Below are 15,831 nucleotides of genomic sequence, written 5' to 3' on the forward strand. Positions count from 1 at the left end.
TTGTGCCCCGTCAGACCGGCAGTTCCGGAATCGCTGAGGTCAGAACTTGTGTGGCACGTCGGTCGTCAGGCCGCCGTCGACGACGAACTCGCTGCCGGTGGCAAACGACGATTCGTCACTGGCCAGGAACACCACGAAGGTCGCTACCTCGTCGGACTGTCCGGGCCGGCCCAGCGGCGCGGTCATCATGTCGTCGGGAAAATATTTGGTCATCGGCGTGCGGATGAAACCGGGCAGCACCGAGTTGACCCGGATCTTGTCCTTGCCCAGGTCGATGGCCGCCGATTTGGTCAGCCCGCGCACCGCCCACTTGGACGCGACGTACGGATGCAGCAGAGTCGCGCCGCGCATGCCCTCGATGGACGAGATGTTGATGATCGAGCCGCCACCGGCCTCCCGCATCGGCGCGACCACTGCCTGCATGCCCAGGAACGTGCCCGTGAGGTTGACGTCGATGCACTTCTGCCACTTGGCCATGTCGAACTCACCGATTTTGCCGAGGGCGGTGATGCCGGCGTTGTTGACCAGAACGTTGAGCACACCGAACTGTTCGGTGGCGGTGGCGACCGCGGCGGCCCACTGGTCGGCGTCGGTGACGTCGAGATGGACGTAGCGTGCGGCATCCCCGAGTTCGGCGGCCAGCGCCTCGCCGGGCTCATCGAGGATGTCGCCGATGACGACCTTGGCGCCCTCGGCGACGAGCATCCGGGCGTGCGCCGCGCCCATCCCCCGTGCGCCGCCAGTGATCAGTGCAACTTTTCCGTCCACGCGTCCCATGACGGGTCACGCTACCGCCCGCCCGGTGGGTGGCCGGGAGGCCCGGCATACTGGTCAGCATGGCTGCGCCGAACGCCGGACCGATCACGGGGCCGATCGCTGCGGCCGCCGCCGGTGACCTTGGCGCGAACAGCCCGAATGTGGGCGCGTTCTTCGACGTCGACGGCACGCTGGTGTCCGGTTTCATCGCGACGGTGCACGCGGCCCACCGGTTCCGGCAGCGGCAGGCGGCCTTCGGCGAGCTCACCGGAATCCTCGAAGCGACGGTGCGATACAAGTTGGGCCGCATGGAGTTCGAGCGGTTGCTGGTGCGCGCCGCCGGCTATCTGCGCGGCGAGTCACTCGCCGAACAGGAGTCGCTCGGCGAGCAGCTGTTCCACAGCCACGTACAGGCCAGGATTTTCCCGACGATGCGCGAGGTCGTGCGCGCCCACCAGCGCTCCGGCCACACGGTGGTGCTGAGTTCGTCGGCCCTGACCATGCACGTCATGCCGCTGGCCCGCTACCTCGGCGTCGAGCACGTCATCTGCAACCATTTCACCGTCGACGCCGACGGCACCCTCACCGGCGACATCGTGCGGCCCATCGTCTGGGGCCACCGCAAGGCCGCGGCGGTCGAGGCGTTCAGCCAGGCCAATCACGTTGACCTGCAACAGAGTTACTTCTACGCCGACGGCGACGAGGACCTGCCGCTGATGCACGTCGTGGGGCACCCGATTCCGGTGAACCCGCGGCCCGGGCTGGCAGCCGAAGCGGAGCGGCTCGGCTGGACCGTGGTCCGCGCGGCGGCCCCGTCCAGCGACCGGCCCGGCTGGCTACGACGACTCGTGCATCGCTGACGTTCTGGAACGGCCGTCGCCGGAAATCTGGGCCCAAATCTGCGCGTAGCCTTGCGCGCCGGACTGTCACGCGGTACTAAATTAGAACACGTTTCAGTTTGCCGCTCCTGCCTCGAACCAGCACAAGGAACCCCAAATGCGCACCGCTATCTGCGACCAACTCGGCATCGAATACCCGATCTTCGCCTTCACCCACTGCCGCGACGTGGTCGTGGCAGTCAGCAAAGCCGGTGGCTTCGGCGTCCTGGGTGCCGTCGGCTTCTCCCCCGAGCAGCTCGAGATCGAGCTGAAGTGGATCGACGAGAACATCGGCGACCATCCGTACGGCGTCGACATCGTGATCCCCAACAAGTACGAGGGCATGGACCAGGTCGACCTGGATCCGGAGGTGCTCAAGAAGCAGCTCAACGCCCTCGTGCCGCAGGAGCACCTGGATTTCGCGAAGAAGCTGCTCGCCGATCACGGGGTGCCGGTCGACCACAGTGACGACGATGCCCTGCAGCTGCTGGGCTGGACCGAGGCCACCGCCACCCCGCAGGTCGAGGTCGCGTTGCAGCACCCGAAGTGCACGCTGATCGCCAACGCGCTGGGCACCCCGCCGAAGGACATGATCGACCACATCCACGCCGAGGGCCGCAAGGTCGCCGCGCTGTGCGGCTCGCCGTCGCAGGCCCGTAAGCACGCCGACGCGGGCGTCGACATCATCATCGCCCAGGGCGGCGAGGCCGGCGGGCACAGCGGAGAGATCGGCTCGATCGTGCTGTGGCCGCAGGTCGTCAAGGAGGTCGCGCCCGTCCCGGTGCTGGCCGCCGGTGGCATCGGCAGCGGCCAGCAGATCGCCGCGGCGCTGGCGCTCGGCGCGCAGGGCGCGTGGACCGGTTCGCAGTGGGTGATGGTCGAGGAGAGCGAGCACTCCGAGCAGCAGCACGCCGCGTACGCCAAGGCCAGCAGCAAGGACACCGTGCGCAGCCGGTCGTTCACCGGCAAGCCGGCGCGGATGCTGCGCAACGACTGGACCGAGGCCTGGGAGAAGGAAGGCAACCCGAAGCCGCTCGGAATGCCCTTGCAGTACATGGTTTCCGGCATGGCGGTGGCGGCCACGCACAAGTACCCGAACGAGAGCGTCGACGTCGCGTTCAACCCGGTCGGCCAGGTGGTCGGCCAGTTCACCAAGGTCGAGAAGACCTCCGCGGTGATCGAACGCTGGGTGCGGGAGTACCTGGAGGCCACCGGCCGGCTCGAGGAGCTGAACGAAGCCGCGTCCGTGTGATCGAGGCCGCCGGTGTGCGCCGGCGGCCGGCATGACGTCATTTGCGCCTCGGATTGCAGTCACCATGCGGCTGCGATCCGAGGCGTAAGTGTGTCTGCCACGCGGGGATAGACCCATGCCGTCGGATTATGTATGGTTGCATACATAATCCGACGGAAGGGCGCGGATGGCTGGTCCTCGTGAACGCATGATCGTGTCTGCCGCGCTGCTCATCCGCGAGCGGGGCGCGCAGTCGACGGCCATCTCGGATGTACTCGCCCACAGCGGGGCACCGCGCGGTTCGGCGTACCACCACTTCCCCGGCGGCCGCACCCAACTACTCTGCGAGACAATCGATTTCGCGGGTGACTACATCGCCCGCCGGATCGCCAAGGCCGGCACCGCACTCGAGGCACTCGATGTGTTGGTCGACGGCTTCCGCTCCCAACTCACCGAGTCCGGATACCGGGCCGGCTGCCCGGTGGTGGCGGTCGCCGTCGAGGCCGACAACCCGCCCGTCATCGAACGCGCCGCCGCCGCCTTCACCCGCTGGCTCGACCAGCTCGAAGAGCAGCTACGGGCCGACGGTGTGGCCGCCGAACAAGCCGCCGAATTGGCCATGCTCGCCACCACCGCGATCGAAGGCGCCGTGCTGGTGGCCCGCACCACCGGCTCCACCACCCCATTGGACCTCGTGCATCGGCAGCTGCGCGCCCTCGTGACTGCCACGACCGACTCGGAACGAAAGGCGTCCTCATGACCCAGACCCAGGAGTGGCAGTCGACCGCCTGCATCCTGTGCGAGTGCAACTGCGGCATCGTCGTCCAACTCGACGGCCGCACCCTGTCGAAAATCCGTGGGGACAAGGCACATCCGGCCTCGCAGGGCTACACCTGCAACAAGGCCCTGCGGCTGGACCACTACCAGAACAACCGCGACCGCCTCACCTCGCCGATGCGCCGGCGCCCCGACGGCACCTACGAGGAAATCGACTGGGACACCGCCATTTCCGAGATCGCCGAGGGCTTCTCGCGGATCCGCGACGAGTACGGCGGCGACAAGATCTTCTACTACGGCGGCGGCGGTCAGGGTAACCACCTGGGTGGCGCCTACAGCGGCGCGTTCCTCAAGGCGCTCGGCAGCCGGTACCGGTCGAATGCGTTGGCACAGGAGAAGACCGGTGAGTTCTGGGTCGACGCCCAGCTCTACGGCGGACATACCCGCGGCGAGTTCGAGCACGCCGAGGTGTCGGTGTTCATCGGGAAGAACCCGTGGATGTCACAGAGCTTTCCGCGGGCCCGGACCGTGCTGCAGGACATCGCGAAAGACCCGCAGCGGTCGATGATCGTCATCGATCCGGTCCGCACCGACACCGCCAAGATGGCCGACTTCCACCTGCGGGTACGGCCCGGGACGGACGCGTGGTGCCTGTCGGCCCTGGCCGCGGTTTTGGTTCAGGAAAACCTGTGCGACGAGGCGTTTCTCGCCGAACACGTCACGGGCGTCGAGCCGGTGCGGGAGGCGCTGCGCGCCGTGGACGTCGACGAGTTCGCCCAGCGCTGCGGCGTCGACGCCGAGCTGTTGCGCGCCGCAGCGCGCCGGATTGCCGGTGCGACAAGCGTTTCGGTGTTCGAGGACCTCGGTGTCCAGCAGGCACCCAACAGCACCCTGTGCTCGTACCTGAACAAGATGTTGTGGATCCTCACCGGCAACTTCGCCAAACGCGGTGGCCAGCACCTGCATTCGTCGTTCGCTCCCCTGTTCGCCGCCGGTGGCGTCGGCCGTTCGCCGGTGACGGGCGCTCCCATCATCGCCGGGCTGCTGCCGTCCAACGTCGTGCCGCAGGAGATCCTGACCGACCATCCGGACCGCTTCCGCGCGATGATCGTCGAGAGCAGCAACCCCGCGCACTCCATCGCGGACTCGAACGCGGTGCGCGACGCGCTCGGCGCGCTGGAACTGCTGGTGGTCATCGATGTCGCGATGACCGAGACCGCCCGGTTGGCCCACTACGTGCTGCCCGCGGCGAGCCAGTTCGAGAAGCCCGAGGCGACCTTCTTCAATCTCGAGTTCCCGCACAACACCTTTCATCTGCGCCACCCCCTCCTGACACCGCTGCCCGGCACCCTGCCCGAGCCGGAGATCTGGGCGCGGCTGGTGCGCGCCCTCGGCGTCGTCGACGACGCGGAACTCGACCCGCTGCGCCGGGCCGCCCGCGAGGGCCTCGACGCGTATCTCGGGGCGTTCTTCGGCGCGGTGGGCGCCAACCCGGCACTGGGCCGCGTGCTGCCTTATGTGCTGTACGAGACGCTGGGTCCGACGCTGCCGGACGGACTGGCTGGAGCGGCCGCGTTGTGGGGGCTGGCGCAGAAGACCGCGATGACGTACCCCGATGCGGTCCGCCGGGCCGGCCATGCGGACGGCAACGCGCTGTTCACCGCGATCCTCGAAGGCCGGTCCAGGGTGACGTTCACGGTGCACGAGTACGAGGACGACTGGAGCCTGGTGACGCACACCGACCGCCGGTTCGCCCTCGAGATACCCGAGATGCTCGCCGAACTCGGTGCGCTCGCCACCGACCGGCCGCCGCTGACCTCCGACGAATACCCCATCGTGCTGTCGGCCGGTGAGCGCCGGGCGTTCACCGCCAACGACATCATCCGGGATCCGGGCTGGCGCAAGCGCGACGCCGACGGCGCACTGCGGGTCAGCGTGGAAGACGCCGCGGCACTCGGGTTGGTCGACGGCGGGCGGGCCCGGATCACGACGGCCGCCGGGACCGCGGAAGCTTCCGTGGAGGTCACCGACGTCATGCTGCCCGGCCACGCCTCGCTGCCCAACGGGTTCGGCGTGGACTTCACCGAAGCCGACGGCGAGAAGCGGGTGCCCGGCGTGGCGCCCAACGACCTCACGTCGGCGGACTGGCGCGATGCGTTCGCGGGTACCCCGTGGCACAAGCACGTGCCGGCCCGGATCGAGGCGCTGACGGCCTGATCAGCTGGCGACCGGGTCGCCCGGCAGGAGCAGCCGGTCGATGGTGCTGACGCTCTCGGGCGACAGTCCCTCTCGCATGACCGCCTCGAGAAACTGTCCCGCAACGGTCTTGACTTTGACGTGGGTCATCTGCGAGCGCCACGTGAGGATGTCGAACGCGCGGTCGGCGTCGATGCCGTAGGCCGCCATCAGGATGCCCTTGGCCTGCTCGATGGTGGCGCGGGACTTGACGACCTCTTTGATCTCGGACGTCAGGTCGGCCTGCATGGTTTCGGTGACATCGACGTAGTAGCCCTGCGTCCCGATCACTTCACCCGACTCGTCGGTCACGTGGTCACCGACCACCACCATCCAATGTGTCTTGCCGTTGACGTCGATGATCCGGTGCCGGCTGCTGAACAGCCCTCCCGACCGCACCCGGTCGAGAATTTCGGCCACCCGGGCCCGGTCGTCGGGGTGCTTGTGACTCAGCAGCAACTCGGTCGTGGGCTCCACCTGCCCCGGCGCGTAGCCGTGCATCCGCGCCACTTCGTCGGACCACACCCACCGTTGATCGGCGACGAAGAACGTGAATCCGCCGGCTTTCGGCGAGTCACCGCCGGCCAGGACCGCCGCGACTTCCCAGTGTTCAGACGCGTTGTCGGCATCGGCGTCATCGGCCACTGCATCAGGCATACGGAAAAACCAATCATTGATCTCTATGAGGGCTATGCCGGGCCGCGCTGACGGTCGGCCCGCAAATAGTAGCCGCTATGTCAGCTCTCTGACATAGCAAATCACCGACGCGCCGTTAACTGTTCGTATCGGGACGACGCACCCGTCGAGTAGCTTGCTTGAGTGGGCACGGAGGTTCAGCTGAGCGATCTGCACCGCAATGCCGTGCTCGCAACCTTCGACAGCGACCGACTCGACCGATTGCTGCCGCACATCCAGATCGACTTCAGCCCTATCGGCCACGTGGCCCAACGGGCCGGAAACCCGTTGAGTCACATCCATTTTCCGCTCGATTCGGTCTATTCGGTCCTGGCCGAGTCCGAGCACGGCGCCGGGATCGAAGTGGGCACCGTCGGCTCCGAGGGCCTGGTCGGCGTCGCCGGCCACCTGGGTGCGCGCAACAGCCGCCAGACCGTCGTCTGCTGGTGTGCCGGCGATACCGCACACGTTCCGGTCGCGGAGTTTCTGCAGCTGACCACCGAAGGCGGCCCGTGGCATGACGCGATCGACCGGTTCACCGACTATCTGCTGATCCAGACGGCGCAGAACGTGCTGTGCACGAGCGCGCACTCGGTGCGCGCACGGTTGGCGCGCTGGTTGCTGGCCGCGCATGACCGGTACGACTGCCAACAGTTCTCGAGCACGCAGGAAAGCCTCTCGCAGATGCTGGGCGTGCAGCGCCCGACCATCTCCGAGACGGCGGCACGGATGCAGCGCGATGGCTTGATCATCTACCGGCGCGGCAACATCGAGATTCTCGACCGCGTCGCGCTCCGGCAGATCGCGTGTGAGTGCTACCGGGTGGTCAGCCAGGCGCTGACGGCCGTGCGCGACGCGGGCCGGCCGACCTAACCGACCGGAGCGTCAGCAGCGGGCGGCGGAGCCGCAACCGGCGCCTGCGGACCGGCGGGCAGCCCCGCGGGCGGTGCCGCATCGGCGTCCATGGGGCGCTGCGCGAGCAGCACGAGGGCCTGCTTGGGGCTGATCTCGCGCTCCTGGACGGCGTGCCAGACGTCGCGCAGATACGACAGCTGGTCGGTGTCCTGCGACCCCTCCGCGGTGGTCGTGGTGTACGGCGGCAGATTCTCGGGACTGGACAGGTGCGGTACCGGCGCGGCGTTCGCCACCGGGACGGGCTTCCCGACCGGTGCCGGCTTGGGATCCGCGGGCGCCGCCGGCGGATCGATCGGCGCGGCCGACTGGTCGACCGCCGCGGTGTCGTCGGCCCAGGCGGCCGGGGCGACCGGCAGCAGCAACGCTGCGCAGGCCAGACCCACGGCGCGGAATTTGACGCTGTCCAGGATTCTCATGTGTTGCCCTCCCGTCCGTCTCCGGTAACCAATGGTGCTACAGGTGACTGCGGTATTGCTGGGAATTTGCCGGATCAATGTGGTGCGGCCGTACGAATCCGGGATCGGGTCCAGCGCCGCGACGAGCCCACCTCGGGCGCATCGGCTACGACGAATAGTGCTCCCCGGTTCGGGTCGCGTCGGCATTCCCCCAGAATCCGAGCCGAATTATCGGCATAACCTTGCGGCTCCGACCGGCACGCGGTACTAAATTGGAACACGTTGCAGAGTGAGGAGCGTCACATGACGGCACCCAACATCCCGGCCGGATTCGACTTCACAGACCCCGATATCTACGCCCAGCGGCTCCCGGTCGCGGAGCTGGCCGAACTGCGCCACGTCGCGCCGATCTGGTGGAACGAACAACCCATGGGCAAGGGCGGCTTCGACGACGGTGGCTACTGGGTGGTGACGCGGCACAAGGACGTCAAGGAGGTGTCCCGCCGCAGCGACGTGTTCTCCAGCCAGGTGAAGACGGCCATCCCCCGCTACCAGGACGGCACGGTCACCGAGCAGATCGAGCGTGGCAAGTTCGTGCTGCTGAACATGGACGCACCGCATCACACCCACCTGCGCAAGATCATCTCGCGCATGTTCACCCCGCGGGCCATCGAACTGCTGCGGGACGAACTGAGCCGGCGCGCGCAGCAGATCGTGCAGGAGGCAGCCACCCAGGGGTACGGCGATTTCGTCGAACAGGTGTCCTGTGAGCTGCCGCTCCAGGCGATCGCCGGACTGATGGGCGTGCCGCAGGAAGACCGCAAGAAGCTGTTCCACTGGTCCAATCAGATGGTCGGCGACATGGACCCCGAATTCGCCGGCAACGACGCCATCACCGCGTCGGTTGAACTGATCATGTACGGCATGGCCATGGCGGCCGACCGCGGCGCCAACCCGCGCGACGACCTGGTGACCCGGCTGGTGCAGGCCGACGTCGAAGGCCACAAGCTCTCGGACGACGAGTTCGGTTTCTTCGTCATCCTGCTGGCGGTGGCGGGCAACGAGACCACCCGCAACACCATCACCCAGGGCATGATGGCCTTTGCGGAACACCCGGACCAGTGGGAACTGTTCAAGCGGGAACGTCCGGCGACGGCAGCCGACGAGATCGTCCGCTGGGCGACGCCGGTCACCTCGTTCCAGCGCACCGCGACGCAGGACACCGAGCTCGGCGGCGTGCCGATCAAGAAGGGCGAGCGGGTGGTGATGTTCTACCGGTCGGCCAACTTCGACGAAGAGGTGTTCGACGACCCGTACACGTTCAACATCATGCGCGACCCCAACCCGCACGTCGGCTTCGGCGGGACCGGCGCCCACTACTGCATCGGGGCGAATCTGGCCCGCATGACCATCGACCTGATGTTCAACGCGATCGCCGACCACATGCCGGATCTGCGTCCGCTCGGTGAGCCGGAGCGGCTGCGGTCGGGCTGGCTCAACGGCATCAAGCACTGGCAGGTCGACTACACCGGAGCTAACGCGAAATCAGCTGTCGCGCGGTGACCTTGGGCCGATCGGGATAGTCGAGCAGCGACTGCCAGTAGTCGTCGGACAGCTCCTGGCCGGAGCGCAGCACCATGGCGAGGCCGGTCGCCATCGCGACGCCGAGCAGGCCGAGCCACAAGCCGGTGACCGCGATGACCACCCACAGCACGGTCGTCAGCACGGGCCACGGCGATACCAGCATCAGCAGCGGCGCGAAGAAGAAACCGGTACCGACGTACCAGGCCGATCCGGTTCGGTCGGCTGCCATGACGGCCCGTAGCCAGACCGGCGGCGCCGGCGCCGCCGGTTCGGTTGCCGAGTGGGTGGTGCGCATCTCGATCGCCTCCTACTGCGTTGTCGGGCAATTCGAGACTGTCCCCGTCAGGTAATCGCCGCAATTACCTGGCAGGTAGTCGCCACGGGGACGCACAACCGCGACACTGGATTCGTGACCGTCACCAGCGCTGCCCCGACACGTTCGCCGCAACCCTTCGGAGAGCTCATGCGGCAGTGGCGCCAGCGGCGGCGCATCAGCCAGCTCGACCTCGCCATCGAGGCCGACGTGTCGGCCCGCCATCTCAGCTTCATCGAGACCGGCCGGTCGACGCCGAGCCGAGCCATGGTGCTCAAGCTCGGTACTGTGCTGAATGTTCCTGCGCGAGAACAGAACCGGCTGCTCATGGCCGCGGGTCACGCACCGGTGTACGCCGAGCGCTCACTCGACGACCCGGAGATGAGCGCGGTGCGCACCGGGATCGATCGTGTCCTCGCCGCATACGAGCCGTTCCCGTGCCTGGCAGTCGACCACCTGTGGAACATCGTCGCGGCCAACGCCGGCACCGCCGTGCTGCTCGAGGGCGTGGCGCCCGAGTTGCTGAATCCGCCGAACGCCCTTCGCATTTCGCTGCACCCGGATGGTCTGGCTCCCCGAATCCGCAATCTCGGGCAGTGGCGGCACCACGTGATCGGCCGACTGCGCCGTGAAGTCGCCGGTAGCGCGTCGGCCGAGCTTCACGATCTGCTCACCGAGATCGAGGCCTACCCCGGCGGGGACGTCGCATCGTCCGATCTCGGCGGCGTCGCGGTGCCGCTGGAGATCGACGGTCCGGATGGCACGGTGCTGACATTCCTCAGCACCGTCACCACATTCGGCACCGCGCTGGACCTGACCGCCGCGGAGTTGAGCATCGAAGCGTTCCTGCCCGCCGATGACGCGACGGCGCAGGCGATCCGCGAGAGCGCTACGCGTTGACGACGATCGGGTCGCCGATGTTCACCTGGTTGTAGTACCAGGACGCGTTGTCGGTGCTCAGGTTGATGCAGCCGTGGCTCACGTTCGAATTGCCCTGCTGCGCAACCGACCACGGAGCCGCGTGGACGTAGACGCCGCCCGAGGTGACCCGGACCGCGTAGTAGACCGTCAGCTTGTAGCCCTCAGGGTCGTTGAGCGGGATGCCGATGGTCCGCGAGTCCATGACCACGGGGCTTTCTTTCGACATGGCCGTGAACGAACCCACCGGGGTGGGGTGCTTGGGCTTGCCCATGGACGCCGGCATGGTCTTCACGACCTGGCCGTCGATGCTCACCGTGAAGGTGTGCCCGCTGATGCTCGCGACGCCGAGGGTGGCCGCTCCGGTCCCGAACGACTGTTTGGCCCCGCCGACCGACACCTTGATGGTCGAATGCGCCGGCCAGTAGGTGCTGGGCGTGAACTGCACCTTGTTGTCGGCCAGCCACGCGAACGTGCCTGCGGGCGCCTTGGTCATCTTCGGCGACGAGAACTCGATGGTGCGCTCGGCGCGCCCCCGGTCGGCGACCGGCTGACCGAAGGTCACGGTGACGGGCATTCCGACACCGACCACGTCGCCGCTGCTCGGCGTGATCGTGGCGACCGGGAGGGACTCGGGCAATGCCGCGACGGCAGCACCCACAGGGCCGCTCAGCATCATCACCGCAGATGCGGCGACGGCCAGCGCATAACGCACAGTTTTGGGCAAGGGGTCCATCCTCAGGTCCGAGATACGTTCACTACATATCGTAGTTCGACGCCGGCGTTACTTTCGTTAGCCGCACTCCGGGGTTTACTGCGGCGGAGCGACGGGCTCGGCGGGCGGGGCGACATCGCCAGGCGCCGGGGCCGCCGGAGCCGGGGCGTCGGCCGGTACTGCGACCGCCACCGAATTCGCCGGCATCTCCACCGGCGGGATATCCGTGGCCGCGGGCGGCGCGTCGGCTGCCGGCACACCGTCGGGGTGCACGGCCGGTTCGGGTTCGACGACGGGAGCCGCCTGCGGCTCGACAATCGGCGCATCGGGCAGCGGCGCCTCGACGGGCGCCAACAGCTCGGCCGACGGCTCGGCAGCGGGCGCCACGTGCACCGCCGGAGGCTCGGCCGGCGCGACCGCCTGCTCGGCGGCCGCGGGCCGCGGGCTCTTGGTGACGGGCGTCGAGGCGCCGCGCGACGGCAGGAACTGCATCGTGACGGCCATCGACACCGACGCCACGAACGCCGTGGACCCGACGGCCAGCATGGTCAGGGGCAGGGCGGGCGAGCTCGACAGCTGCTCCCACCGCGAGGAACCGCTCGACCGATGCCGGCCGGTCGGCGCGAAGACGGGTCCCTCGAATTCCTGCTCGAAGGCATCGAAGGTCGGATCCCAGCCGAAATCCTGGCCGGCCCATTCGTCGGGTCGCGGCTGGTCACCGAAGTAGTACGGCTCGGACAGGTCGGAGTCGCCCGACCGCACCGACACCAGCGCCGCGCCGCGGGCCAGGGCCAGATCCGCTTCTTCCGGCGTGAACACCGGCACCGACAGCGCGTCCTGCAGCCCCGGCAGGATGGCCTCGAAGTTGCCGGCGGATCCGATGACCACGAGTGCCTCCGGCTGCCAGTCCGCGCGGGCGAACACCGCGCTGAGCCAGCTGGTCAGGCCGGCGCGGGAGCCGATGGTGTGGTTCACGGCCGTGTGAACGGCGCCGCTCGCCGCATGCACGATCATGGTGATCGCGAATTCGGGCTCGATGGTGCACACCGCGGTGGTCCCACAGCCCAGCGCGTCGGCGATGCCGCGGGCCACTGCCTCGTTGGCCTCCGGGAACCGCACCGGCACCACGTTGTCGAAACCGGACTCGGACAGCGACTGCATGAGCATCGAGGCCTCGGCGTCGGCATCGTCGCTCCACGTGAGCCCGATCGACTTGAGCCGCAGCCCACGCGTCGCCGCCAGGGCCTCGCTGCGCAGCACGGCGGCGGTGGCGTCGCCGGAGTTCATGATCTCGACGGCGTCGTGGTCCATGGTGAACCCGTCGACGTCATTGCCCTCGACCAGGACCAGGCCCATGGATGACGGAGTCATGGCCAAACCGAGCACCGCGTCCACGCAAACAACCCCTTCAAAAAAACGCATGGTGGCGACGCACGACCGGCGATGACGCGCGCTTCGGCGTGCGGGAACTATCCGGAATCGTGGTGAGACAAGCCACCCTTTGACCGGTGACCTTACCCGTTACCCGGGCCACAACGCACCCGTCCGCAAGCCACCGACCTGCGATGATTTGCCAGTCGTCCACGGCGCTGTGTTCAAACCGTTATCAGTATTAGCCATCTTCGCCGCCGCCGCTCGGCGTGGCCCGCCGGTCACCGTGAGGTTTGACGGCAGGCACATGCGGTAATCCAGTGGCCTAGTTGTGACCTGTCGCTACTGGTTCCCGTGGCGGGGCGGCGGGACAATTGTCGGCAAGACCAGCCAGGAGGTCAGCATCATGACGGCACCGGCACTCACCACGCCCACCGCGGTATCCCACGGCGAAGTGGGCGTACATGTTCGCGGCCTCTGCTGGTCCTATGCGACCTGCACCTGCGGCTGGACCGCACGGCGCCGCCACCTGCGGGCCTCTGCCGAGCAGGACGCCTGGACGCACTCCATCGAATCCGGCTGCGCGGTCGCCTTCCCCCTCGTCAACCGCTAGCGCGGCGCTGCCCCGCGCGATCTTGCGCAGCGGGCCAGGTCGTAACACAGTGGATTATGACCGAACAGTGGATTAAAGGATGCGCAGTGCAGCGGATCTCCTTCCGCGACGGACTGGTGCTGGACCTGGAGGACTACAACGAGCTCGTCATCTCGGCACCGCTGGCCCTGACCCTGCCTGCCACCGAGACCGACCCGCAGGAAGTCGTCGCGATCAACCCGGCCGACGTGCGCAAGCAAGAGCGGCCGTTGTTCGATTTCGCCGGCCAGAAATGCACGCACGCCGAGTGGGAGGACAACGGCAGCCTGCACCTGGCGTTCGCCGACGGACACCGCATCGACGTGCCCACCGACCAGGAACACACCTCGTGGGAGCTCTACGGCAAGCACCATGGCTACGCCGCGTGCCTGCCGCACGGGCGCGTGCGGGTGGTCCGGCACGACCTGCCGGACGACGAGGCCGTCAACAGCTGATGCGCCGGCCGCTCACCCGAAGGTGTAGTCCTCCGGGTCGGCGGTACGCGTCCACGTCCAGTAGTCGACCAGACGCCACGGGCTGAGCGTGTAGATGTCGCCGTCGGCGTTCTTGTAGAACGAGTGCCGGATGGACGGCTGCGACCACACCATGGTGCGCATCTCGGCCTGGCTGCGTTGCACCCAGTCGTCGAGCTTCTCGGGCCGCGGTTCCATCCACCGCCCGCGGCCGGCCAGCAGCAGGTCCAGACATTCTGCGATGTAACGCATCTGGCATTCCGAATGGAAGATCAGGCTGCCGCCACTGGCGAGATTGGTGCCGGGCCCGTACATGCAGAAGAAATTCGGGAAGCCCGGGACCGTGATGCCGAGATACGCGGTGGGCCGTTCACCCCACTGCTCGGCCAGCACCCGGCCGTCACGCCCGATGATGGTCATGGGCCACAACACTTTTCCGGCGTGAAATCCGGTGGCGTACACGATGACGTCAGCCTGATGGCGCTGGTCGTCGACCGTCACGACGGCGTCGCGTTCGATGCGCGCGATGGGCGTGCGGATGAGTTCGACGTGGTCCTGTGTGAGCGTCTGCAGCCAGCTTCCGTTGTCCTGCAACGTGCGTTTGCCCGTCGCCGGGTAGTCGGGGATGACCTTGGCCAGCAGGTCCGGGTTGTCACCGATCTGCCCTTTGATCCACTCGGTGAACATGATTCGGGTGACATCGTTGATCTCGCTCACCGCGCGTTGCTGGTCGGGATAGTCCGGGTCGACGCGCGCTGCGGCAAGACCCTTGTCGCAGCCGGGCCAGAACAGCAGGAACCGGTACCAGCGGCCGTAGAACGGCAGGTGCTTCAGCGCCCACTTGACGCCGTCGCCGACCCTGGCGTGATAGTTGGGGTTGGGGAACATCCATTGCGCGGTGCGCTGAAAGATGTTGAGCGAAGCGACTTTCCCGGCGATCGACGGCGCGATCTGAAAGCCGCTGGCACCGGCGCCGACCATCGCGACATGCTTGCCGGTGAGGTCGACGTCGTGATCCCACTGCGCCGAGTGGAACGACGGGCCCTCGAATTCGTCGCGTCCCGAGATGGGCGGCAGATACGGACGGTTGAGCTGCCCGACGGCGCTGATGACGGCGCGCGCCGACACCGTCTCGGCCGACCCGTCCGCGGTGCGGAGGGCCACCTGCCATGTCGCGGTGGCCTCGTCCCATGTCGCGCCGGTGACCTCGGTCTCGAACCACACGTGCGGGCGGATGCCGTACTGGTCCAGGATGCGTTCGAAATACGCCTGCAGTTCGGGCTGTTCGGCGAAGAACTGCGTCCAGTGGTCGCTGGGTTCGAAGCTGTAGCAGTAGAAGTGGTTTCCGACATCGACACGGGCGCCGGGATAGCTGTTGTGCCACCAGGTGCCACCGACACCGGCGGCGCGTTCGATGATGGTGAACGGAATTCCGGCCTCTTTCAAGCGGATACCGGCGAGCAGTCCGGATTCGCCGCAGCCGATGACGACGACCGGAAAGTCCGCGGCCGATCCGGCGTCACGTCCGGCGGCGCCGGCGCGGACGTCCGTACCGTCGAGCTCCATCTCCTCCAGCACCATCGGCACGTATTCGTCGGGGACCGGTTCGCAGACCAGCCACTCCATCATCTCCTTGAGCAGCTCGGCGCCGATCGGTTCCGGCTCGGGGCAGCCGCGGTCGCGGTAGTCGGTGATCACCTTCAGCGCCAGGGCACGCACCGCCGCTTTGTCGTCCTCGGACATGTAGCCCTGGACCTCGTTGAGGAACAGCCCGGCAGGGCGCAGGGCACCGCGGATCAGCTCCGGATCACCGGACATGTGCACCAGCGACAGCATCAGCGTGGGGATGCTGACGTCCAGCAGAGCGCGGGCGATGTCCTCATCGGAGGTCGTAAACGGTTGTCCTGCATGTGGGTTGCGCACCACAAGGAACTATCACGTCCGGTGGACAGTTCGCAGCCGAT

General features: G+C 67.5%; 16 protein-coding genes. 9 read left to right on the plus strand and 7 right to left on the minus strand.

Features of this window, described 5'->3' with window-relative positions:
* Window positions 1-39: 39 nt before the first annotated feature.
* Complete coding sequence (locus ACJH6J_RS00510) at window positions 40-777, minus strand: glucose 1-dehydrogenase (protein WP_212811343.1); 738 nt, start codon at window positions 775-777, stop codon at window positions 40-42.
* A 59-nt stretch (window positions 778-836) separates the two neighbouring features.
* Here ACJH6J_RS00510 and ACJH6J_RS00515 point away from each other — a divergent pair, with 59 nt between their 5' ends.
* The 4 genes from ACJH6J_RS00515 to ACJH6J_RS00530 all read left to right on the plus strand — a co-directional run bounded on the left by ACJH6J_RS00515 (window position 837) and on the right by ACJH6J_RS00530 (window position 5,859).
* Complete coding sequence (locus ACJH6J_RS00515; protein WP_406801468.1) at window positions 837-1,616, plus strand: HAD family hydrolase; 780 nt, start codon at window positions 837-839, stop codon at window positions 1,614-1,616.
* 136 nt (window positions 1,617-1,752) lie between these two features.
* A complete protein-coding gene (locus ACJH6J_RS00520; RefSeq protein ID WP_212811342.1) occupies window positions 1,753-2,886 on the plus strand; it encodes a nitronate monooxygenase in 1,134 nt (377 codons plus the stop codon).
* Between the two features lie 166 nt (window positions 2,887-3,052).
* Window positions 3,053-3,625, plus strand: a complete 573-nt coding sequence (locus ACJH6J_RS00525; protein ID WP_406803392.1) for a TetR/AcrR family transcriptional regulator — start codon at window positions 3,053-3,055, stop codon at window positions 3,623-3,625.
* Entirely contained in the window at window positions 3,622-5,859 is a 2,238-nt protein-coding gene (locus ACJH6J_RS00530; protein ID WP_212811340.1) for a molybdopterin-dependent oxidoreductase, read from the plus strand. The genes ACJH6J_RS00525 and ACJH6J_RS00530 overlap by 4 nt, the downstream gene beginning before the upstream one ends.
* On the opposite strand, the gene ACJH6J_RS00535 is transcribed toward ACJH6J_RS00530, so the two are convergent.
* On the minus strand, window positions 5,860-6,534 hold the full coding sequence (locus ACJH6J_RS00535; RefSeq protein ID WP_244872529.1) for a PAS and ANTAR domain-containing protein: 675 nt from the start codon (window positions 6,532-6,534) through the stop codon (window positions 5,860-5,862).
* 162 nt (window positions 6,535-6,696) lie between these two features.
* Here ACJH6J_RS00535 and ACJH6J_RS00540 point away from each other — a divergent pair, with 162 nt between their 5' ends.
* Window positions 6,697-7,425, plus strand: a complete 729-nt coding sequence (locus ACJH6J_RS00540; protein WP_212811339.1) for a Crp/Fnr family transcriptional regulator — start codon at window positions 6,697-6,699, stop codon at window positions 7,423-7,425.
* Here ACJH6J_RS00540 and ACJH6J_RS00545 read toward each other — a convergent pair.
* Complete coding sequence (locus tag ACJH6J_RS00545) at window positions 7,422-7,883, minus strand: hypothetical protein (protein ID WP_212811338.1); 462 nt, start codon at window positions 7,881-7,883, stop codon at window positions 7,422-7,424. The two genes, ACJH6J_RS00540 and ACJH6J_RS00545, sit on opposite strands and share 4 nt — an antisense overlap.
* 282 nt (window positions 7,884-8,165) lie before the next feature.
* Between ACJH6J_RS00545 and ACJH6J_RS00550 the strand changes: the two genes are divergently transcribed.
* Complete coding sequence (locus tag ACJH6J_RS00550; protein ID WP_212811337.1) at window positions 8,166-9,425, plus strand: cytochrome P450; 1,260 nt, start codon at window positions 8,166-8,168, stop codon at window positions 9,423-9,425.
* On the opposite strand, the gene ACJH6J_RS00555 is transcribed toward ACJH6J_RS00550, so the two are convergent.
* On the minus strand, window positions 9,397-9,741 hold the full coding sequence (locus tag ACJH6J_RS00555) for a hypothetical protein (RefSeq protein WP_212811336.1): 345 nt from the start codon (window positions 9,739-9,741) through the stop codon (window positions 9,397-9,399). The genes ACJH6J_RS00550 and ACJH6J_RS00555 overlap by 29 nt on opposite strands.
* Window positions 9,742-9,909: 168 nt before the next feature.
* On the opposite strand from ACJH6J_RS00555, the gene ACJH6J_RS00560 reads away from it, so the two are divergent.
* Window positions 9,910-10,659 (plus strand): helix-turn-helix domain-containing protein, encoded by a 750-nt coding sequence (locus ACJH6J_RS00560; protein WP_212814796.1) that lies wholly within the window; start codon window positions 9,910-9,912, stop codon window positions 10,657-10,659.
* Here the strand turns inward: ACJH6J_RS00560 and ACJH6J_RS00565 are convergent.
* Together ACJH6J_RS00565 and ACJH6J_RS00570 are read right to left on the minus strand one after the other, a co-directional pair.
* Entirely contained in the window at window positions 10,649-11,413 is a 765-nt protein-coding gene (locus tag ACJH6J_RS00565) for a L,D-transpeptidase family protein (RefSeq protein ID WP_371824546.1), read from the minus strand. The two genes, ACJH6J_RS00560 and ACJH6J_RS00565, sit on opposite strands and share 11 nt — an antisense overlap.
* A 75-nt stretch (window positions 11,414-11,488) precedes the next feature.
* Window positions 11,489-12,763, minus strand: coding sequence for a hypothetical protein (locus tag ACJH6J_RS00570; protein WP_244872528.1), 1,275 nt, complete (start codon window positions 12,761-12,763; stop codon window positions 11,489-11,491).
* A 406-nt stretch (window positions 12,764-13,169) separates the two neighbouring features.
* On the opposite strand from ACJH6J_RS00570, the gene ACJH6J_RS00575 reads away from it, so the two are divergent.
* Entirely contained in the window at window positions 13,170-13,376 is a 207-nt protein-coding gene (locus ACJH6J_RS00575) for a hypothetical protein (RefSeq protein ID WP_212811334.1), read from the plus strand.
* A gap of 56 nt (window positions 13,377-13,432) precedes the next feature.
* Entirely contained in the window at window positions 13,433-13,849 is a 417-nt protein-coding gene (locus ACJH6J_RS00580) for a DUF6188 family protein (RefSeq protein WP_212811333.1), read from the plus strand.
* A 12-nt stretch (window positions 13,850-13,861) separates the two neighbouring features.
* Here the strand turns inward: ACJH6J_RS00580 and ACJH6J_RS00585 are convergent, their stop codons facing one another.
* A complete protein-coding gene (locus ACJH6J_RS00585; RefSeq protein ID WP_212811332.1) occupies window positions 13,862-15,790 on the minus strand; it encodes an NAD(P)/FAD-dependent oxidoreductase in 1,929 nt (642 codons plus the stop codon).
* Window positions 15,791-15,831: the final 41 nt, after the last annotated feature.

Source organism: Mycobacterium sp. SMC-18 (genome assembly GCF_045310895.1).
GTDB lineage: Bacteria > Actinomycetota > Actinomycetes > Mycobacteriales > Mycobacteriaceae > Mycobacterium.

Excerpts from the sequence above, each read along its gene's own strand:
- ACJH6J_RS00550 (WP_212811337.1), top strand. The coding sequence starts at position 8,166 with ATGACGGCACCCAACATCCCGGCCGGATTCGACTTCACAGACCCCGAT.
- ACJH6J_RS00535 (WP_244872529.1), bottom strand. The coding sequence starts at position 6,534 with ATGCCTGATGCAGTGGCCGATGACGCCGATGCCGACAACGCGTCTGAA.
- ACJH6J_RS00525 (WP_406803392.1), top strand. The coding sequence starts at position 3,053 with ATGGCTGGTCCTCGTGAACGCATGATCGTGTCTGCCGCGCTGCTCATC.
- ACJH6J_RS00575 (WP_212811334.1), top strand. The coding sequence starts at position 13,170 with ATGACGGCACCGGCACTCACCACGCCCACCGCGGTATCCCACGGCGAA.
- ACJH6J_RS00545 (WP_212811338.1), bottom strand. The coding sequence starts at position 7,883 with ATGAGAATCCTGGACAGCGTCAAATTCCGCGCCGTGGGTCTGGCCTGC.
- ACJH6J_RS00570 (WP_244872528.1), bottom strand. The coding sequence starts at position 12,763 with ATGACTCCGTCATCCATGGGCCTGGTCCTGGTCGAGGGCAATGACGTC.
- ACJH6J_RS00580 (WP_212811333.1), top strand. The coding sequence starts at position 13,433 with ATGACCGAACAGTGGATTAAAGGATGCGCAGTGCAGCGGATCTCCTTC.
- ACJH6J_RS00555 (WP_212811336.1), bottom strand. The coding sequence starts at position 9,741 with ATGCGCACCACCCACTCGGCAACCGAACCGGCGGCGCCGGCGCCGCCG.
- ACJH6J_RS00565 (WP_371824546.1), bottom strand. The coding sequence starts at position 11,413 with ATGGACCCCTTGCCCAAAACTGTGCGTTATGCGCTGGCCGTCGCCGCA.
- ACJH6J_RS00560 (WP_212814796.1), top strand. The coding sequence starts at position 9,910 with ATGCGGCAGTGGCGCCAGCGGCGGCGCATCAGCCAGCTCGACCTCGCC.
- ACJH6J_RS00520 (WP_212811342.1), top strand. The coding sequence starts at position 1,753 with ATGCGCACCGCTATCTGCGACCAACTCGGCATCGAATACCCGATCTTC.
- ACJH6J_RS00510 (WP_212811343.1), bottom strand. The coding sequence starts at position 777 with ATGGGACGCGTGGACGGAAAAGTTGCACTGATCACTGGCGGCGCACGG.
- ACJH6J_RS00530 (WP_212811340.1), top strand. The coding sequence starts at position 3,622 with ATGACCCAGACCCAGGAGTGGCAGTCGACCGCCTGCATCCTGTGCGAG.
- ACJH6J_RS00515 (WP_406801468.1), top strand. The coding sequence starts at position 837 with ATGGCTGCGCCGAACGCCGGACCGATCACGGGGCCGATCGCTGCGGCC.